Origin of the sequence: Pseudomonas sp. URMO17WK12:I7, assembly GCF_003269045.1 — a bacterium.
GTDB lineage: Bacteria > Pseudomonadota > Gammaproteobacteria > Pseudomonadales > Pseudomonadaceae > Aquipseudomonas > Aquipseudomonas putida_J.
Window position 1 is genome coordinate 92,821 of the sequence record NZ_QLTL01000019.1, and the last position, 15,256, is coordinate 108,076.

A 15,256-nucleotide genomic window follows, 5' to 3' on the forward strand; every position below is an offset into this window, starting at 1 on the left:
TAAGCGTAAATATCGGCTTATTACAATCAGTTTTATCGATTTATAGTGGCGATGTGGATTATGCGATTCAACGCCTAATCCACTGATCTGCAAGCATTCGCTGGCGATTTTTGGTGGATACGGCGAACATGGCCCGCTGATCTGATATTCAACGGAGTGACCGTGGCCCACGAGCAACCCCAGGCCCCTGCCAAACTGACCCCACCAGCCCAACTGCCTTGGTTCCGCCGCCTGGCTGCACGCCTGTTGGGCCGTGGCCTGACTCGCCTGCAGGCACAACATCGCGAATCCTGGAGCCTCGGCCACGCGCAGGGTTATGAAGCAGGTCGCCAGGTTCTGGTGATCCGCGATTCACGGCCGGATACCGCCGCGGTGCCCGAACAGGACGACAACCTTTTCGATGACTGGCGCCTGCCCCTGACCGCGGAGCTGAAAAAGCGCTTCAAGGCCGACGTTGCCCAGCGCCTGCCCGCCGAGGCGCAGCCCAGCGCGGCGCAATGGAAGCTGATTTTCAGCGACACACCGTCCACCTGTGTGGTGGCCGGCGCCGGGGCCGGCAAGTCGACCTCGCTGGTGCTGCGCATTTTGCTGTTGCGTCACTACCTGGGCTACGAGTTGGACGCGATGACCGTGGTCACCTTCACCCGCGAGTCGCGCAAGGACTTCATCAAGCGCCTGGTGCAGGTGTTTGCCCTTTGGCAGCTGGACTTGCAACCGGCCAAGGCGCGTGATCTGGTGCGCACCTTCCATTCACGGATCCTGCCGTTGGTGCGCAGCCTGCCGGGCTTCGGCCAGGTCCGTGCGTTCGAGACCCTGGGTAACGAGATGCCGGCCGGCCGCGAGGCGGAGGCTGAGAGCAACCCGTTCGACCTGCGCCTGAACGATGCCCAGCGCCAACAGCTGAACCAGTGCTACAGCCAATTGCTCGGTGAAAGCCCGCGCTTTGCCGAGATCGTCGCCACCCTGCGCCGCGAGGCCCTGCAACTCAAGCCGCTGGACCCGGGCCACCCGGATGTGCAGAAGCGGGTGCAGGTCACCCAGCTGGCCGCCCAGCGTGACGAAGAACTGTGCGATGTGATCGAAGACCTGTGGTTCGCCGCCGGCGCCTGGCCGATCAAGGGTATCGAGCCCTGCCGCGAAACCGTCGAGATCCGTGGCAGCCGCTTCCATGTGCATGGCCGCCTCGAAGGCCTTGACGCCTGGGTGGTGCTGGGCTTCGACCCGGCGGAAAGTGCCCAGTATCAACGCCCCGGCGCCAAGCTGGCGGTGCGTGCCGAGTGGGCGGTAAAGCGCACCTTGTTGCAGGCGTTCTGCGACAAGCCGCTGATCTGGCTCGATAACTACGCCATGGCCAGGCGCCTGGCCGCATCACTGGCCGGTGATGCCGTGGCAGGGCCCGGTTTCGAGTACAAGGTCAAAGGCGAGCTGGCCCCGGCGCCGCTGCTCGACGCCTTCGTCGGCGCCGCCAACTTCATCGAAAACCTTGGCCTGGAAGTGAACCCGGCCGTGGCGGCCATGAGCTTCCCGTCAGGCGATACCGACGCGCTGTTCTTCGAGGCGTTGGCCCTGTACTGGAAAGCCCTGGAGGCGCACTTGCTGGACCAGTCGCCACCGGTGATGAGCTACAACCGCATGTTCGCCCTGTTCGGTGAGAACAACCCGGAGAACCTGCAACTGCTGCCCGACCCGTTGCTGCGGCCACTGGCGCACCTGATGATCGACGAATTTCAGGACGTTTCGCCACAGATCGTCAGCTGGCTGCGCGCCTGCCTCGCGGAAATCCGCCGTCGTGGCCCGTCCATGCACACCGGGCGCAATGCCCAGCATTCCTCGCTGATGTGCGTGGGCGATGACTGGCAGTCGATCTACGGCTGGCGCGGCAGTTCGCCAAAGTACTTCATGGAGTTCACCAAGGCCTTCCCGTCGCCGGCCAACACCCGGGTGATGCTGGTCGACAATTACCGCTGCCAGCAGCAGGTGATCGACGCGGCCGAGCACCTGGTCAAAGGGGCGCCTGCCATCAGCGGCAAGAAGGCGCGTGCCGCCGGGCCAGCTGCAGAGCTGCCCGGTTCGCCGGTCAAGGTGTTCGACCGCGATGAGGCTGCACTCGGCCAGACCCTGATCGAGCATTACCAGCGGGGCGAGTCGGTGATGATGCTGTACCGCAAAGGCAGCGACCGGGCGCTGATGAACGATCACCTGCACAGCGTGCTGCAGGCCGAGGCCTCGTTGCCGAGCGAGCAGCGGCGCTTGCGCCAACTGACTTACCACAGCGCCAAGGGCTTGCAGGCCGATGCGGTGTTCATGCTTGGCGACTGTCAGTACCTGACCAGTTCGCCCTACAAGAATCAGGTTTACCGCCAGGCCGGCCTTGGCCGCGCAGGCGACAGTCAGCCGTTCGACACTGCGCAGAAGGAGGAGGTGCAACGCCTCGCCTACGTGGCAGTGACACGGGCGGTCAGGCACTGCTATTGGCACGTGGAAGCGGCCAATGGTGAAACGGCGCAAGCGCCACGGGCGTCAAGCCAGGTGGATGGCCGGCAGGTATTTTTCGAAGACCTGCGCGGCCAGTAAGAATGCTCGGTTGTTGGCGTCCAGTGCCTGGGTCAGCCTCGCGATCAAGGCCTTGCTGCATTCGGGGAGGGTTCTGGCGATCTGTTTCTGGTGGAAGGGTGGGTGGCTCATGTTCGTGCTCCAGTGTCGGTCAGACGCCATGGGGCACGAGCCGGCCGCAGGCCAGCAGGTAGATAGATGCCGACACCGGTCGGTTCTGTGTATGTCGTTGTCGGCGAGGGACCAGCAGGCGGCCGGCAGCTGCGCCAAGGTAAAGTGCCGGCCTGACGAGCACGCGCCAGGCATCAGTCAGGGAGAGAGAACATGCGTTTGCCGTTCAGCCCCAAGGATCATCTGCTCGACCTCAACGGCATCGAGATTGCCGTACGCTGCTGGGGCCCGGAGGAGGGCATTCCAGTGCTGGCCTTGCATGGCTGGCTAGACAATGCCGCCTCGTTCGAGCGCCTTGCACCCATGCTCGACGGCTGCTTCGTGGTAGCCCCGGACCTGGTCGGCCATGGCCGCTCCGATCACCGTCGTCACGACAGTGGCTATTACCTCTGGGAGCATGCCGAGGACATGCTGGCGGTGGCCGACAGCCTGGGGCTGGCCCGGTTTCATGTGCTGGCCCATGGCATGGGCACGGGTATCGCTTCGCTGCTTGCAGCCATGACCAGTGGTATCGCCAGCATGTTGTTCCTGGATGGCATGGGTGCGCCATTCACGGTCGCCGAGGATGATCGGGTACAACACTTGGCCCGTGCCTATCGGCTCAAACGCATGGTCCAGCGCAGCCAGCTGCCCGGCTTTGCCGCAACCGAAGGCAGCCGTTTCGACGACCTTGAAACGGCCCTGCAACAGCGGCGCACACGCCTGGACGGGGAGTTGACCGAGGAGGCCGCGCGGCTGTTGGCCCAGCGCGACCTGCTGCAATTGGCGGATGGTTATTGCTGGCGCCACGACCCGCGCCTGGTGTTGCCGGAGCCTATGCCGCTGACCGAGCGCGAGGCGTGTGACCTGCTCAGGGAAATCCGTTGCCCCTTGTACCTGATGCTTGGCAGGCAAGGAGCGTACAGCAGCAACGGTTTCGAGCAGCGGCAAGCGGCGTTGCCGGGCCACGCCCGGGTTTCCTGGCACCCGGGTGGGCATCATTTTCATCTGGAAGCGCCCGACCGGGCGCTGGTCGACCAGATCCTGCGGGTCCTTGCCCGCCACGAGGGTGGCCAGCTGCAGCGCCTGGTGAACGAGTAGGCGCCATGGCCAGCAGGTCAGGTCTTGGGCTATGGTGGCCAATGCCATCGGGCAGGCACTTCAAGGAGACCTTGCATGCGACCGTTCGCCATCAAGCACATCGACCACCTGGTGTTGCGGGTCACTGACCTGCAGCGCAGCGTGGCCTTTTACCGCGATCTGCTGGGCTGCAAGGTCAGCCGTGAGCGCCCGGACCTTGGTATGGTTCACCTGGCGACCGGCACGGCCATGATCGACCTGGTGACGCTCGATGGCCCGCTGGGCCGGCCCGGTGGTGCGGCACCCGGGGCAGAGGGGCGCAACCTGCACCACTTCTGCCTGCGCATCGAACCGTTCGACGAACAAGCACTGATGGCTTACCTGCAAGCGGCCGGGGTGGCGGTTGAGCCGGCAGAAAAACGTTATGGTGCCGAAGGCGAAGGGCTATCGCTGTATTGCTTCGACCCCGATGGCAATCAGGTCGAACTCAAGGGCCCGGTCGAGGTGGCGGCATGACCCAGGTCAACGCGCTCGAACACTGGGTCGATACGCCAGACGGCAAGCTGTTCGCCCAGGACGTGAGGCCGCAGAACGCACAAGGCGTGCCGATCATACTGCTGCACGACTCGCTGGGTTGCGTTGCCTTGTGGCGTGACTTCCCCAAACAGCTGGCAGCAGTGACCCGGCAGCGGGTCATTGCCTATGACCGACTGGGCTTTGGCCGCTCCGATGCACATCCAGGCCGCTTGCGCCGGGGCTTTGTCGAGGCTGAGGCGGAACAAGGCTTCGCCGCCTTGCTGCGGCAGCTGGAGATTGACGATTTCATCGTCTTTGGTCACAGCGTCGGCGGCGGCATGGCCGTCGGCTGCGCGGCGATCCACGGCAAACATTGTCGAGCCCTCATCATCGAATCGGCACAGGCCTTTGTCGAGGGCCTGACCCTGCAAGGTATTCGCGCTGCGGACCAGCAGTTTGCCGCGCCGGGGCAGCTGCAGCGCCTGACGCGTTATCACGGCGACAAGGCCGAATGGGTATTGCGCGCCTGGGTGGACACCTGGCTGGACGACGCCTTCGCCGACTGGAACCTGGATGCATTGCTGGCGCAGGTGCAGTGCCCGTTGCTCAGCCTGCATGGCGACCAGGACGAATTCGGCTCGCCAGCGCACCCTCGGCGCTTTACCGCATTGGCCGCTGGGCCGAGCGTGATGCGCCTGTTGCCGGGCTGCGGGCATGTTCCGCACCGGGAACAGACCGAGGTCGTGCTGGCCGAGGTGCAACGGTTTCTGGGGTAATGGCAACTGGCGATGCTGGCAAGTGGATATTGCCGTAAAGCCGATTATGCTTCAGTTACCTTGCTGCGATTCGAGGCAGCTGACCTCGTTGTGCTTCGCGCAACCAATGCTAGCCCTTGGGCCTGGGTGCGACGGTGAAATGGGTGTGAGGTACTCCGGCCTTCGATAACGACAAGACGGAGGCATCCCATGGCGGTTCTCGACAGCGCTTCCACGGGCAGTAGCGCGCCCCAACGGGGCATTACCAAGGAGGAGCGCAAGGTCATCTTCGCCTCCTCGCTGGGTACCGTGTTCGAATGGTACGACTTCTACCTGTACGGCTCGCTGGCAGCGATCATCGCCAAGCACTTCTTCGCCGGCGTCAATGAAACCACCTCGTTCATCTTCGCCTTGCTGGCCTTTGCCGCCGGCTTTGCCGTGCGGCCGTTCGGCGCGATCGTGTTCGGCCGCCTGGGCGACATGATCGGGCGCAAGCACACCTTCCTCATCACGATCGTCATCATGGGCCTGTCCACGGCGGTGGTGGGGCTGTTGCCCAGTTACGCGTCGATTGGCGTGGCGGCACCGGTCATCCTGATCACCCTGCGCCTGCTCCAGGGCCTGGCGCTTGGCGGCGAATACGGCGGTGCGGCCACCTATGTGGCTGAGCACGCGCCCAAGGGCCGGCGTGGCTTCTTCACGTCGTGGATCCAGACCACCGCCACCCTCGGCCTGTTCCTCTCGCTGCTGGTGATCCTGGCCTGCCGCACCGCCATGGGCACCGAGGTGTTCGAGGCTTGGGGCTGGCGGGTGCCGTTCCTGTTGTCGATCCTGCTGCTGGCGATTTCGGTGTACATCCGCATGCAGCTCAACGAGTCGCCGGTATTCATGAAGATGAAGGCCGAGGGCAAGGCGTCCAAGGCGCCGCTGACCGAGTCGTTCGCCCGCTGGGACAACCTCAAGGTGGTGATCATGTCGCTGCTTGGTGGCACGGCCGGGCAGGCGGTGGTGTGGTACACCGGGCAGTTCTATGCGCTGTTCTTCCTGCTGCAGATGCTCAAGATCGACCCGCAGACTGCCAACCTGCTGATCGCCGGCTCCCTGCTGATTGGTACACCGTTCTTCGTCATATTCGGCAGCCTGTCGGACCGCATCGGCCGCAAGAAGATCGTCATGGCCGGCTGCATCATTGCGGCGCTGACCTACTTCCCGATCTTCAAGGCGCTGACCGAGTACGGTAACCCGGACGTGTTCGTCGCCCAGGAGCAGAACCCGGTGGTGGTAGTCGCCGACCCTGGCCAGTGCGCGTTCCAGTTCGACCCGGTGGGCAAGGCCAAATTCACCAGCTCCTGCGACATCGCCAAGAGCCTGCTGGCCAAGCGTGCGATTCCTTACACCAACCAGGCAGCCGAGCCTGGCAGCGTGGCGCAGGTTCGCATCGGTGAGCGGGTGATCCCGAGCTTCGACGGCAGCAGCCTGGCGGCCGCCGACCTGAAGACCCAGAGCGATGCCTTTGCCGCGACCATGGGCGGTGCCTTGAAAGAGGCGGGTTACCCGGAAAAGGCCGACCCGGCCAAGATCCACTATCCGATGGTGCTGTTGCTACTGACCATTCTGGTGATCTACGTAACCATGGTTTACGGGCCGATCGCCGCCTGGCTGGTGGAGCTGTTCCCGGCACGCATCCGCTACACCTCGATGTCGCTGCCGTACCATATCGGCAACGGCTGGTTCGGCGGCTTCCTGCCGACGGTGGCGTTTGCCATGGTGGCGGCGACCGGGGATATCTATTACGGGCTGTGGTACCCGATCGTGATTGCGGTGATGACGGCAGTGCTGGGGATCTGCTTCCTGCCGGAGACCAAGGATCGGGAAATTACCTAGGCAGGTCCGGCCCCTTCGCGGCTGAAGCCGCTCCTACAGGTGCAGCGCAGGCTTTGTAGGAGCGGCTTCAGCCGCGAAGAGGCCAGTGCAGGAAAAATCAGTCGAAGTACCCTCGCAGCGTGTAGGCATACCCGGTATCCACCTCCTTGGCCTTACCCCGGCTCCAGCGTTTCTTCAGCACGAACTCGAAAGCAGGTTCGTACAAGCCTTCCCTGATCAGCGCCCCGGCCAGCACCTCGACGTCATACCAGCCATTGTCCAGCTCTATGATCGGCCGCCCCGGCACCTGATAGCGCGCCATCAGGTCACCTAGCGTCTTGTTGGTGAAGTGCTGCAGGACACGCCAGGTGTACAGCATCACCGCACGGTTCTCGACCTGCAGCACATAGCCGTTGCGCCGGTGCTTGAGGCGACTGCCCGGTTCGAGCAGGGCCGGTGTGTAGCCATCGAGGGTGAACAGGATGTGGTAGGGCAGGTTGTCGACCCCCGCCAGCGGTATCACCACACCTTCTGCCACGGCCTTGTCGCCGCTGTCGTTGCTGGTGAACTCGCGGGCCAGGTCATCGGACAGGTGGTTTTCGTGTTTGAAGCGCTCGAGCAGCTGGATATCGCCCAGCAGGAAGTAGTCGACCAGGTCATTGAGCACTTCGCTGAATTCGTGGCGCATCTGTTTTCCTTATTGTGGCGCACGGGTACAGCTGCAATGTAGCCAATGGCAGCACCGGCTGCCATGGCCGCTGCTCAGTGCTTCTGGGCAATCTGTATCAGGTTGCCGCAGGTGTCGTCGAACACCGCGACGGTGACCGGGCCCAGGTCGGTGGGCTCTTTGATGAACTTCACGCCGGCCTTGCACAGGCGAGTGTACTCGGCCTGGATATCGCGCACGCCGAAGGAGGTGGCCGGAATGCCGTCCTGCTTCAGCGCTTGTTTGTAGATTTTCGCCGCCGGGTGTGCATCGGGCTCCAGCAGCAACTCGACCCCGTTGGGATCGTTGGGTGAGGTCAGTGTCAGCCAGCGATGCTGGCCCATGGGGATGTCGTGCTTGGGCTCGAAGCCGAGGACGTAATGGTAGAAAGCCAGAGCCTTGGCCTGGTCATCGACGAGAATGCTGGTGACAACGATCTTCATAGGCGCATACCGTACCTGCGGGTCGATACTTTCCAGTAAAGACGTTCTGGCCCAATTCACCAGCGAGAGAGTTTTCTGTGAGCATCTGTTCCAGATGGGGTGATGGTGAGCCTGGCGGTAGCCTTGAAAAACATTCAATCCCAGCAGGAGTGATAGTAATGAAAGACATGGTTAAGGATGCAATGTTGGTCACCGCAGGGCTCGCAGGGGTGCAGGAACAGATGATGAGCGGCGATGAGGCTGTACACCTCGATGACGTGCAGGAAAACGCTGATGGTGTATCCAACTCAGCGGCTACTGATGCTCCGGCGACGCTGTCTCGCAAAAAGCGTGGACTGGGTCCAGTCATGGGTATGCCCTGCGCGGATGGGTACAAGAAAGTTGGCGACGAATGTGTAACCTCGAATATCGAGTTCGAATGAGCGGGCCTCATTGTCGGCTTGCCGGCGATGAGGCCCGCACAGATCACAACCAGCCTTTGATTTGCCGCGCCACCGGCTCGGTGGAGATGCCATAGCGATCATGCAAGGTCGGCAACGCACCGGCATCGAGGAACGCATCCGGCATCGCAATCCCGATGCCCCGTGCCACCGCCTCACGCAGCGCTTCACGGCTGCCGATTTCCATCAGCATGCGCGGGCTGACCTCGTGTTTGGCCAGCACCCGTTCGAAGGCTGCCCGTGTGGTCGAACCCTGTTCCCGGCGCAACATGGCCTGGCCCTGCAACGCCTCGAGGCGCACGCAGTGGTGGCGAGCCAAGGGGGGGCGACATGGGCGAACAGGATTACCGGGTGGCGTGCGTACAGTTGCACCTGAAACGCCGGGTCTTCATGCAGCCCGGCCAGCACGCCGACGTCGATCACGTAGCTTTCCAGGTCTGGCAGTACCGAGGCCGAGTTGCCGATGCGGATCGACAGGTCGATCTGCGAGAAGGCGCGGCGATAGGCATCGACCATCTCGATTACATGAAATGGCCCCACGGCACCCAGTAGCAGCTGGCCCCGGCTCAGTGTGCCGGAATCACGCAACAGCCCGCTGGCTTCGGCTTCCAGCGTCAGCAGTTGCTGGGCAATCGGCAACAGCTGGCGACCTACGCCAGTCAGTTCGATACGCCGGCCACGGCGAGGGAACTGATTTTCTCGGGCTCGCACGATGGCAGCCCCTGGCGGTGGCCAATGGCAAGGTTGACGGTGCGGCGGTGGCAGACCGCATTCTCGCTTCGGCCATCGCCGCCGGGGAGGTGGGCCAGGATGATCTGCGGATCGCCTGGAGCTCCCCGGGCATCCCCGAGTCGCCCAGGGCCAGTCCAGTGCTGGCAAGTCGACCTTGCTGCGCTGCATGAACCTCCCGGCCCGCGCCGACAGTGGCGAGCTGCAGGTGGCAGGTATCGACGCCATGCTGCCGCGAGCCGTGAACTGCGCCGCCGGGTGGCGATGATCTTCCAGCATCACAATGTGGTGCCACGCCTGTCGGTGCTGAAGAACGTACTGACCGGCCGGCTCGGCGCCATACAGATTGCCATCTGGGGCACGTTGCTGGGTGTGATCTTCGCTATTCCCCTGGCGCTGCTGGCGGCGCGCAACCTGCACAGCAATCGCTGGGTGTATCAAGGCACCCGGCAGTTGTTAAACGTAATACGTAGTATCAATGAACTGATCCTGGCCCTGGTGTTTGTCTCGGCGGTGGGCCTGGGGCCGTTCCCCGGCGTACTGGCGCTGGCCGTGAACGGTGTGGGCATGCGCGGCCAGTGCTTTGCCGAGAGCATCGAGGAGATCGATCAAGGCCCGCTCGAAGTCCTGCGTGCCACGGGGGCTCGACCGTTGCAGGTGATCATGTTCGGCGTGTTGCCACAGGTGGTCGCGGCGTGGACCGCGGTGATCCTGCGACAGAAAAATTATGTTCAAGCCTTAGGCAAATCCTTCATCAGGCTGCGGCCCGTTGAAACAGGCTACAAGGTAAAGTGACAGGAAAATTCCAAGGCGCCCGCGAATGGCGCCAACGAGGTGCCTGTGGCTTCCTACACCCTGCGACAACTCAAATACTTCGTCACCACCGTCGAGGCCGGCAGCGTCGCCGAGGCCTCGCGCCAGCTGTACATCGCCCAACCGTCGATCTCTACGGCGATAAAGAGCCTGGAGGAAAGCTTTGGCGTGCAGCTGTTCATCCGCCACCACGCCCAGGGCGTTTCGCTGACGCCCAGTGGCAAGCGCTTCTATGCCAAGACCAAGTCGCTGCTGCAGATGGCGCACGAGTTCGAGCAGAACGCCCTGGCCGACAACGACACCGTGGCCGGGCATATCGACATCGGTTGCTTCGAAACCGTGGCGCCGCTGTATCTGCCGCGGCTGATCGCCGGCTTTCGCGAACGCTATCCGGGGGTGGACATCCGCCTGCGCGATGGTGAGCAGCAGGACCTGATCCAGGGGCTGACTGCCGGCACCTTCGACCTGGCGTTCCTTTATGACCATGACCTGGATGGCACCATCGAAGCCGAACCCTTGATGCCGCCGCAGAAGCCTTATGTACTGCTGCCCGAGAAACATCGCTTTGCCGCCCAGGCGCAGGTGTCGCTGCGCGACCTGTGCCCGGAGCCAATGATCTTGCTGGACGTAGCGCCCAGCCGTACCTATTTCGTCAGCCTGTTCAATGAAATGGGGCTGACGCCGAACATCGTCTTCAGTTCGCCGTCGATCGAGATGGTGCGGGGGATGGTGGGGCAGGGCTTTGGGTTTTCGTTGCTGGTGACCCGACCGCACTCGGAATGCACCTATGACGGGCAGAAGCTGGTGATGATCGACATCGCCGAGCCGGTGGCATTGTCGGGGTTGGCAGCGGCGCACCTGAAGCGGGTGCAGCTGACCAAGCCGGCGCAGTTGTTTGTCGAGTTCTGCCGCGAAGAACTGGCCACGTTCTGAAAAAGCTTGGCGGGCAAGCCCGCTCCCACAGGGTGAGCGCTGACCTCAGGTCCGGCGCAATCCTGTGGGAGCGGGCTTGCCCGCGAATGGGCTGCAAAGCAGCCCTTGGGGGTTATTGAATCACTGCTGATCCGGCACCACCGCAATCACATCGATTTCCATCAGCCATTCGGCCTGGGCCAACCCTGCCACCACTAGCCCGGTGGAAATCGGGAACACGCCCTTCAGCCACTTGCCGACTTCCTTGTACACCGGCTCGCGGAAACGCGGGTCGGTGATGTAGGTGGTGGTCTTGACGATGTGCGACAGGTCCGAACCTGCCTCTTCGAGCAACTGCTTGACGTTCTTCATCGCCTGCTCGGTCTGTGCCCGTGGGTCACCCAGGCCTACCAGCTTGCCTTCGAAGTCGGTGCCGACCTGGCCACGCACATAGATGGTGTTACCGGCCCGCACGGCCTGGCACAGGTCGTTGTCCAGGGTCTGGTTGGGGTAGGTTTCCTTGGTGTTGAACATGCGGATGCGAGTATGGGTAGGCATCAGTGGGCTCCGAGGGTGCTGACGTTGCTGATCGAGTTGTCTTGTTGGTCATCCGCTTCGCGCTGGTCGCGGTCGCGGTAGGCCAGGTAGGTGCGCTGCGTGGCGATGTGGCCGGCGACGTGCTTGGCGTCGTGCCACACGCCCCAGATGAACGACGAGCCACGGCGCGACAGCCAGGGCAGGCCGAGGAAGTACACGCCCGGCTCGCGGGCTACGCCGCGCTGGTGCTGGGGTTTGCCGTTGGCGTCGAAGGTGTCGACCTGCAGCCAGCTGAAGTCCACGCCGTAGCCGGTGGCCCAGATGATGCTGGTGACGCCGGCCTGGGCCAGGTCCAGTTGCTGCAGTGGGTGGGTCATGCACGCAGGGTCAGCCAGGCGCTTGCGCGCTTCGGGCTCCTCCGGCAGGTCCAGGCCGTTGCGCTCGATATAGGCATCGGCGGCATCCAGCAGGGCCAGGTAGTTTTCGTCGCCGCGGTTGATGTTCTCGACCAGGTTGTCCTGGAAGCGCGCCACACCGTTGTCGAACGACTGGGTCAGGCCGACCAGGGTCATGCCCTGGTGGGCGAGGGCGCGGAAGTCCACGGTGTGGCCGCCACGGGCACCGCTGACGGCGATGGTCACGTGCTCGCGGCCCGGCTTGGCGATTTCTGCGTCCCACTCACCGAGCACGCCCAGCCACCAGCAGAAGTCGCGGTTGCGGTAGGCCCGTGGTGGGCGGTCGTGGGCGCCTACCGACAGGTACACCTGGCGCCCGGCGCGCATCAGTTCCTCGGCGATTTGCACGCCGGAAGAGCCGGCACCGACCACGAGTACGGCGCCTTCAGGCAGTTGCTCGGGGTTGTAGTAGGCGGCGGAGTGGATCTGGTGGAGGTTGGCGTCTTTCGGCGCGATGGCCGGGATGACCGGCTTCTGGAACGGGCCAGTGGCAGCCACCACGCGGTTGGCGCGGATCACGCCTTGGTTGGTTTCGATGGTGAAGCCGGGGCGGTCGGCATTGCGTACCACCTTCTTCACTTCGATGCCGGTGCGTACCGGCAGGTTGTACTTGCGTACGTACTGCTCGAAGTAATCGGCGACCTGGTCCTTGCCAGCGAAGGCGTCGGCGTCGAGGTTGAATTCCAGCCCCGGGAAGCGGTCATGCCAGACCGGGCCGTTGGCCACTAGCGAATCCCAGCGGCCGGTGCGCCAGGCCTCGGCGATACGCTTGCGCTCCAGCACCAGGTGCGGCACGCCAAGCTTGTTCAGGTGTTCGCTCATGGCCACGCCGGCCTGGCCGGCGCCAACCACGAGGGTGTCGATTTCGATGTTGTTCAGTGTCATGTCCGAGCCCTTTGTCAGGCGGTTTTTGTCAGGTCGGTTTGGTGGACCGCCGTTACCTGGGGCCAGACTAGGGACGCTCGGAAAATCGCGAAAATAGTATTTAGCTGGGGCTTGCCGATAAAACGGCGAAGGCCCCGATATGCAAGGGCTTGGCCGGGGTTTTCAGTGGTTTGCGGGGGTTACTGACGAGCCTTAGTTTTTTCCTGTTCAAGGCACAGGAAAATGTTGGTTTCGTGGCCCTGAAGGTTCCACCCAGAATGCTGGGCATCGCACAGAACAACAGGAGTTCTACCATGACCTTCTCCATCATCGGGCGCTGCCAGGAAACCGGCCAGGTCGGTATCGCCATCAGCTCGTCAAGCATCGCCGTGGGCGCCCGCTGCCCGTGGGTACGTGCTGGCGTCGGCGCAGTTTCCACCCAGAACATCACCTTGCCAGCGCTCGGCCCGCAGATCCTCGATGCCTTGGAGCAAGGCCAGCTGTCGCCAGCTGCCGCGCTGGACCGGGTGCTCAGCGCCAATGGCTGGAGCGAGTATCGCCAGGTCACGGTGATCGACAGTCAGGGCCAAGTGGCGCTGTTCACCGGCAAGGAAGCGCTGGGTGTACACAACGCTGTGGCGGGTGAGCAGTGCGCGGCCGCTGGTAACTTGTTGTCCTCGCTGCAGGTGATCGAGGCCATGGTGAAGGCCTTCGAACAGGCCGGCGGGCATCTGGCTGACCGCCTGCTGGCGGCCATGCATGCGGCGATGGCAGCCGGTGGCGAAGCAGGCCCCGTGCACTCGGCAGCACTGAAGATCGCCGGCGAGCTGACTTGGCCGCTGGTGGACCTGCGTGTGGACTGGGCTGAGCAAGACCCGATTGGTGTTCTCGATGGCCTGTGGCAAGCGTATCGCCCGCAGATGCAGGACTATGTCACCCGCGCCCTCGACCCGACCGCCGCGCCGAGTTATGGGGTGCCGGGCGATGAGTGAATTCAGCAGCCGCGCCCTGTTGGAGCGGCTGATCGGCATTGCCACGGTCAGCCGCGACTCCAACCTCGAGCTGATCGGTTTCATCCACGACTACCTGGCCGAGCTTGGCGTGGAGTGCGAACTGTTCCACAACCCTGAAGGCACCAAGGCCAACTTGTTCGCCACCATCGGCCCCAAGGATGTCGGTGGTGTGGTGCTATCCGGGCATACCGATGTGGTGCCGGTGGAAGGCCAGGCCTGGACGCTGCCGCCCTTCGCCTTGACCGAGCGCGACGGGCGCCTGTATGGCCGTGGCACGGCTGACATGAAGGGTTTCATCGCCTCGGTGCTGGCTGCGGTGCCAGCGTTCCTTGCGCAACCGCTGCGCATGCCGGTGCACCTGGCGTTCTCCTATGACGAGGAAGTCGGCTGCCTGGGCGTGCGCTCGATGCTGGCCGCACTGGAAAAGCGACCGCACAAGCCGCGCCTGTGCCTGATTGGTGAGCCTACCGAACTCAAGCCGGTGCTTGGCCATAAGGGCAAGCTGGCGATGCGTTGCGAGGTCCACGGTGCGGCGTGCCACTCGGCATACGCACCTTACGGGGTAAATGCTATCGAGTACGCTGCGAAGCTGATCGGCAAGCTGGGTGAGATCGGTGATGCCCTGGCCTTGCCGGCGCATCACGACACGCGCTTCGACCCACCGTTCTCCACGGTGCAGACCGGGGTGATCAAAGGGGGCAGGGCACTGAACATCGTGCCGGAAGAGTGTGTGTTCGATTTCGAGGTGCGCGCCTTGCCGGGGTATGCAGCACAGGCGGTGGCCGACCAGTTGCAGACCTACGCCGAGACTGAGTTGCTGCCACGCATGCGCAAGGTGAACGCTGCCAGTGCCATTCGCCTGCAACCGCTGAGTGCATACCCTGGGCTGGCCACGTCGGCCGACAGTGAGGCCGCGCGGCTGGTGGCATTGGTCAGCGGCTCGGATGACTTCGGCACCGTTGCGTTTGGCACCGAAGGTGGCTTGTTTGACCAGGCTGGTATTCCGACCGTTGTGTGTGGGCCAGGCAGCATGGATCAGGGGCACAAGCCTGATGAATTCGTCAGCGTCGAGCAGTTGCTGGGCTGTGATGCGATGTTGCTGAGGTTGGTGGACTACCTCAGGCAGGATTGATCGGGTTGGCCCTTTCGCGGGTAAACCCGCTTGTGTCTTGGCGAGGGGATAGAATCTGAAGTGAGAGCGGTGAATGGCAAGCTGATAGCCCGAGGTGCCTTGAGCACGTGTGGGAGCAAAAGCTGCCATTCACCGTTCCACTTTGGCGAGAGCCCGAACAGTTGGATGAGGGCCGTAATCTCGAATCACAAGCGTGGGCCAAGCCAAAGCGCTCTCACTCCTTGAGTTTAAGAGGGTTTGGCCATGTCTTCCTCTGTCGGCATCGATGTTTCCAGTGCCACACTTGCCGTTCACA

14 protein-coding genes and 4 pseudogenes are annotated in these 15,256 nt (G+C 63.2%); 11 read left to right on the forward strand and 7 right to left on the reverse strand.

The window, feature by feature from the left end; genetic code table 11:
• Window positions 1-162: 162 nt before the first annotated feature.
• Window positions 163-2,574: a UvrD-helicase domain-containing protein gene (locus tag H040_RS23220; RefSeq protein WP_027918738.1), complete on the forward strand. Its 2,412-nt coding sequence runs from the start codon at window positions 163-165 to the stop codon at window positions 2,572-2,574.
• Here H040_RS23220 and H040_RS27385 read toward each other — a convergent pair.
• A complete protein-coding gene (locus H040_RS27385; RefSeq protein WP_155954351.1) occupies window positions 2,521-2,685 on the reverse strand; it encodes a hypothetical protein in 165 nt (54 codons plus the stop codon). The two genes, H040_RS23220 and H040_RS27385, sit on opposite strands and share 54 nt — an antisense overlap.
• 192 nt (window positions 2,686-2,877) lie before the next feature.
• Between H040_RS27385 and H040_RS23225 the strand changes: the two genes are divergently transcribed.
• The 4 genes from H040_RS23225 to H040_RS23240 all read left to right on the forward strand — a co-directional run bounded on the left by H040_RS23225 (window position 2,878) and on the right by H040_RS23240 (window position 6,938).
• Window positions 2,878-3,804: an alpha/beta fold hydrolase gene (locus H040_RS23225; protein WP_027918737.1), complete on the forward strand. Its 927-nt coding sequence runs from the start codon at window positions 2,878-2,880 to the stop codon at window positions 3,802-3,804.
• A gap of 75 nt (window positions 3,805-3,879) precedes the next feature.
• Window positions 3,880-4,299: a VOC family protein gene (locus H040_RS23230; protein ID WP_027918736.1), complete on the forward strand. Its 420-nt coding sequence runs from the start codon at window positions 3,880-3,882 to the stop codon at window positions 4,297-4,299.
• A complete protein-coding gene (locus tag H040_RS23235) occupies window positions 4,296-5,075 on the forward strand; it encodes an alpha/beta fold hydrolase (RefSeq protein ID WP_027918735.1) in 780 nt (259 codons plus the stop codon). Before H040_RS23230 ends, H040_RS23235 begins: the two co-directional genes overlap by 4 nt.
• A 189-nt stretch (window positions 5,076-5,264) precedes the next feature.
• Window positions 5,265-6,938 carry an MFS transporter gene (locus H040_RS23240; RefSeq protein ID WP_027918734.1) on the forward strand — a complete coding sequence of 558 codons (1,674 nt, stop codon included), beginning with the start codon at window positions 5,265-5,267 and terminating at the stop codon, window positions 6,936-6,938.
• 97 nt (window positions 6,939-7,035) lie between these two features.
• Here the strand turns inward: H040_RS23240 and H040_RS23245 are convergent, their stop codons facing one another.
• Complete coding sequence (locus H040_RS23245) at window positions 7,036-7,605, reverse strand: hypothetical protein (RefSeq protein ID WP_027918733.1); 570 nt, start codon at window positions 7,603-7,605, stop codon at window positions 7,036-7,038.
• 74 nt (window positions 7,606-7,679) lie between these two features.
• Window positions 7,680-8,066, reverse strand: a complete 387-nt coding sequence (locus tag H040_RS23250; protein WP_027918732.1) for a VOC family protein — start codon at window positions 8,064-8,066, stop codon at window positions 7,680-7,682.
• 158 nt (window positions 8,067-8,224) lie between these two features.
• Here H040_RS23250 and H040_RS23255 point away from each other — a divergent pair, with 158 nt between their 5' ends.
• Window positions 8,225-8,488 (forward strand): hypothetical protein, encoded by a 264-nt coding sequence (locus tag H040_RS23255; protein ID WP_033696168.1) that lies wholly within the window; start codon window positions 8,225-8,227, stop codon window positions 8,486-8,488.
• Window positions 8,489-8,531: 43 nt separating this feature from the next.
• On the opposite strand, the pseudogene H040_RS27880 reads toward H040_RS23255, so the two are convergent.
• Window positions 8,532-8,639, reverse strand: a pseudogene (locus H040_RS27880) (transketolase family protein); the annotation flags it as partial.
• Window positions 8,640-8,690: 51 nt separating this feature from the next.
• Window positions 8,691-9,022: pseudogene (locus tag H040_RS28215) on the reverse strand (LysR family transcriptional regulator substrate-binding protein); the annotation flags it as partial.
• Window positions 9,023-9,196: 174 nt separating this feature from the next.
• Between H040_RS28215 and H040_RS28220 the strand changes: the two are divergent.
• The 3 genes and pseudogenes from H040_RS28220 to H040_RS23280 all read left to right on the forward strand — a co-directional run.
• Window positions 9,197-9,363, forward strand: a pseudogene (locus tag H040_RS28220) (PhnD/SsuA/transferrin family substrate-binding protein); the annotation flags it as partial.
• A pseudogene (locus H040_RS23275) lies at window positions 9,333-9,949 on the forward strand (ABC transporter permease subunit); the annotation flags it as partial. The pseudogenes H040_RS28220 and H040_RS23275, both read left to right, overlap by 31 nt.
• A gap of 126 nt (window positions 9,950-10,075) precedes the next feature.
• On the forward strand, window positions 10,076-10,981 hold the full coding sequence (locus H040_RS23280) for a LysR family transcriptional regulator (RefSeq protein ID WP_027918729.1): 906 nt from the start codon (window positions 10,076-10,078) through the stop codon (window positions 10,979-10,981).
• A 120-nt stretch (window positions 10,982-11,101) separates the two neighbouring features.
• Here the strand turns inward: H040_RS23280 and H040_RS23285 are convergent, their stop codons facing one another.
• Both H040_RS23285 and H040_RS23290 read right to left on the reverse strand, forming a co-directional pair.
• The gene (locus H040_RS23285) at window positions 11,102-11,518 is read right to left on the reverse strand and encodes a RidA family protein (protein ID WP_014590706.1); all 417 of its coding nucleotides are present in this window, start codon (window positions 11,516-11,518) and stop codon (window positions 11,102-11,104) included.
• The gene (locus H040_RS23290; protein ID WP_027918728.1) at window positions 11,518-12,837 is read right to left on the reverse strand and encodes a flavin-containing monooxygenase; all 1,320 of its coding nucleotides are present in this window, start codon (window positions 12,835-12,837) and stop codon (window positions 11,518-11,520) included. Before H040_RS23290 ends, H040_RS23285 begins: the two co-directional genes overlap by 1 nt.
• 293 nt (window positions 12,838-13,130) lie before the next feature.
• Here H040_RS23290 and H040_RS23295 point away from each other — a divergent pair, with 293 nt between their 5' ends.
• Entirely contained in the window at window positions 13,131-13,808 is a 678-nt protein-coding gene (locus H040_RS23295; protein ID WP_027918727.1) for a DUF1028 domain-containing protein, read from the forward strand.
• Window positions 13,801-14,961 (forward strand): acetylornithine deacetylase, encoded by a 1,161-nt coding sequence (gene argE, locus H040_RS23300; protein ID WP_027918726.1) that lies wholly within the window; start codon window positions 13,801-13,803, stop codon window positions 14,959-14,961. Before H040_RS23295 ends, argE begins: the two co-directional genes overlap by 8 nt.
• Window positions 14,962-15,256: the final 295 nt, after the last annotated feature.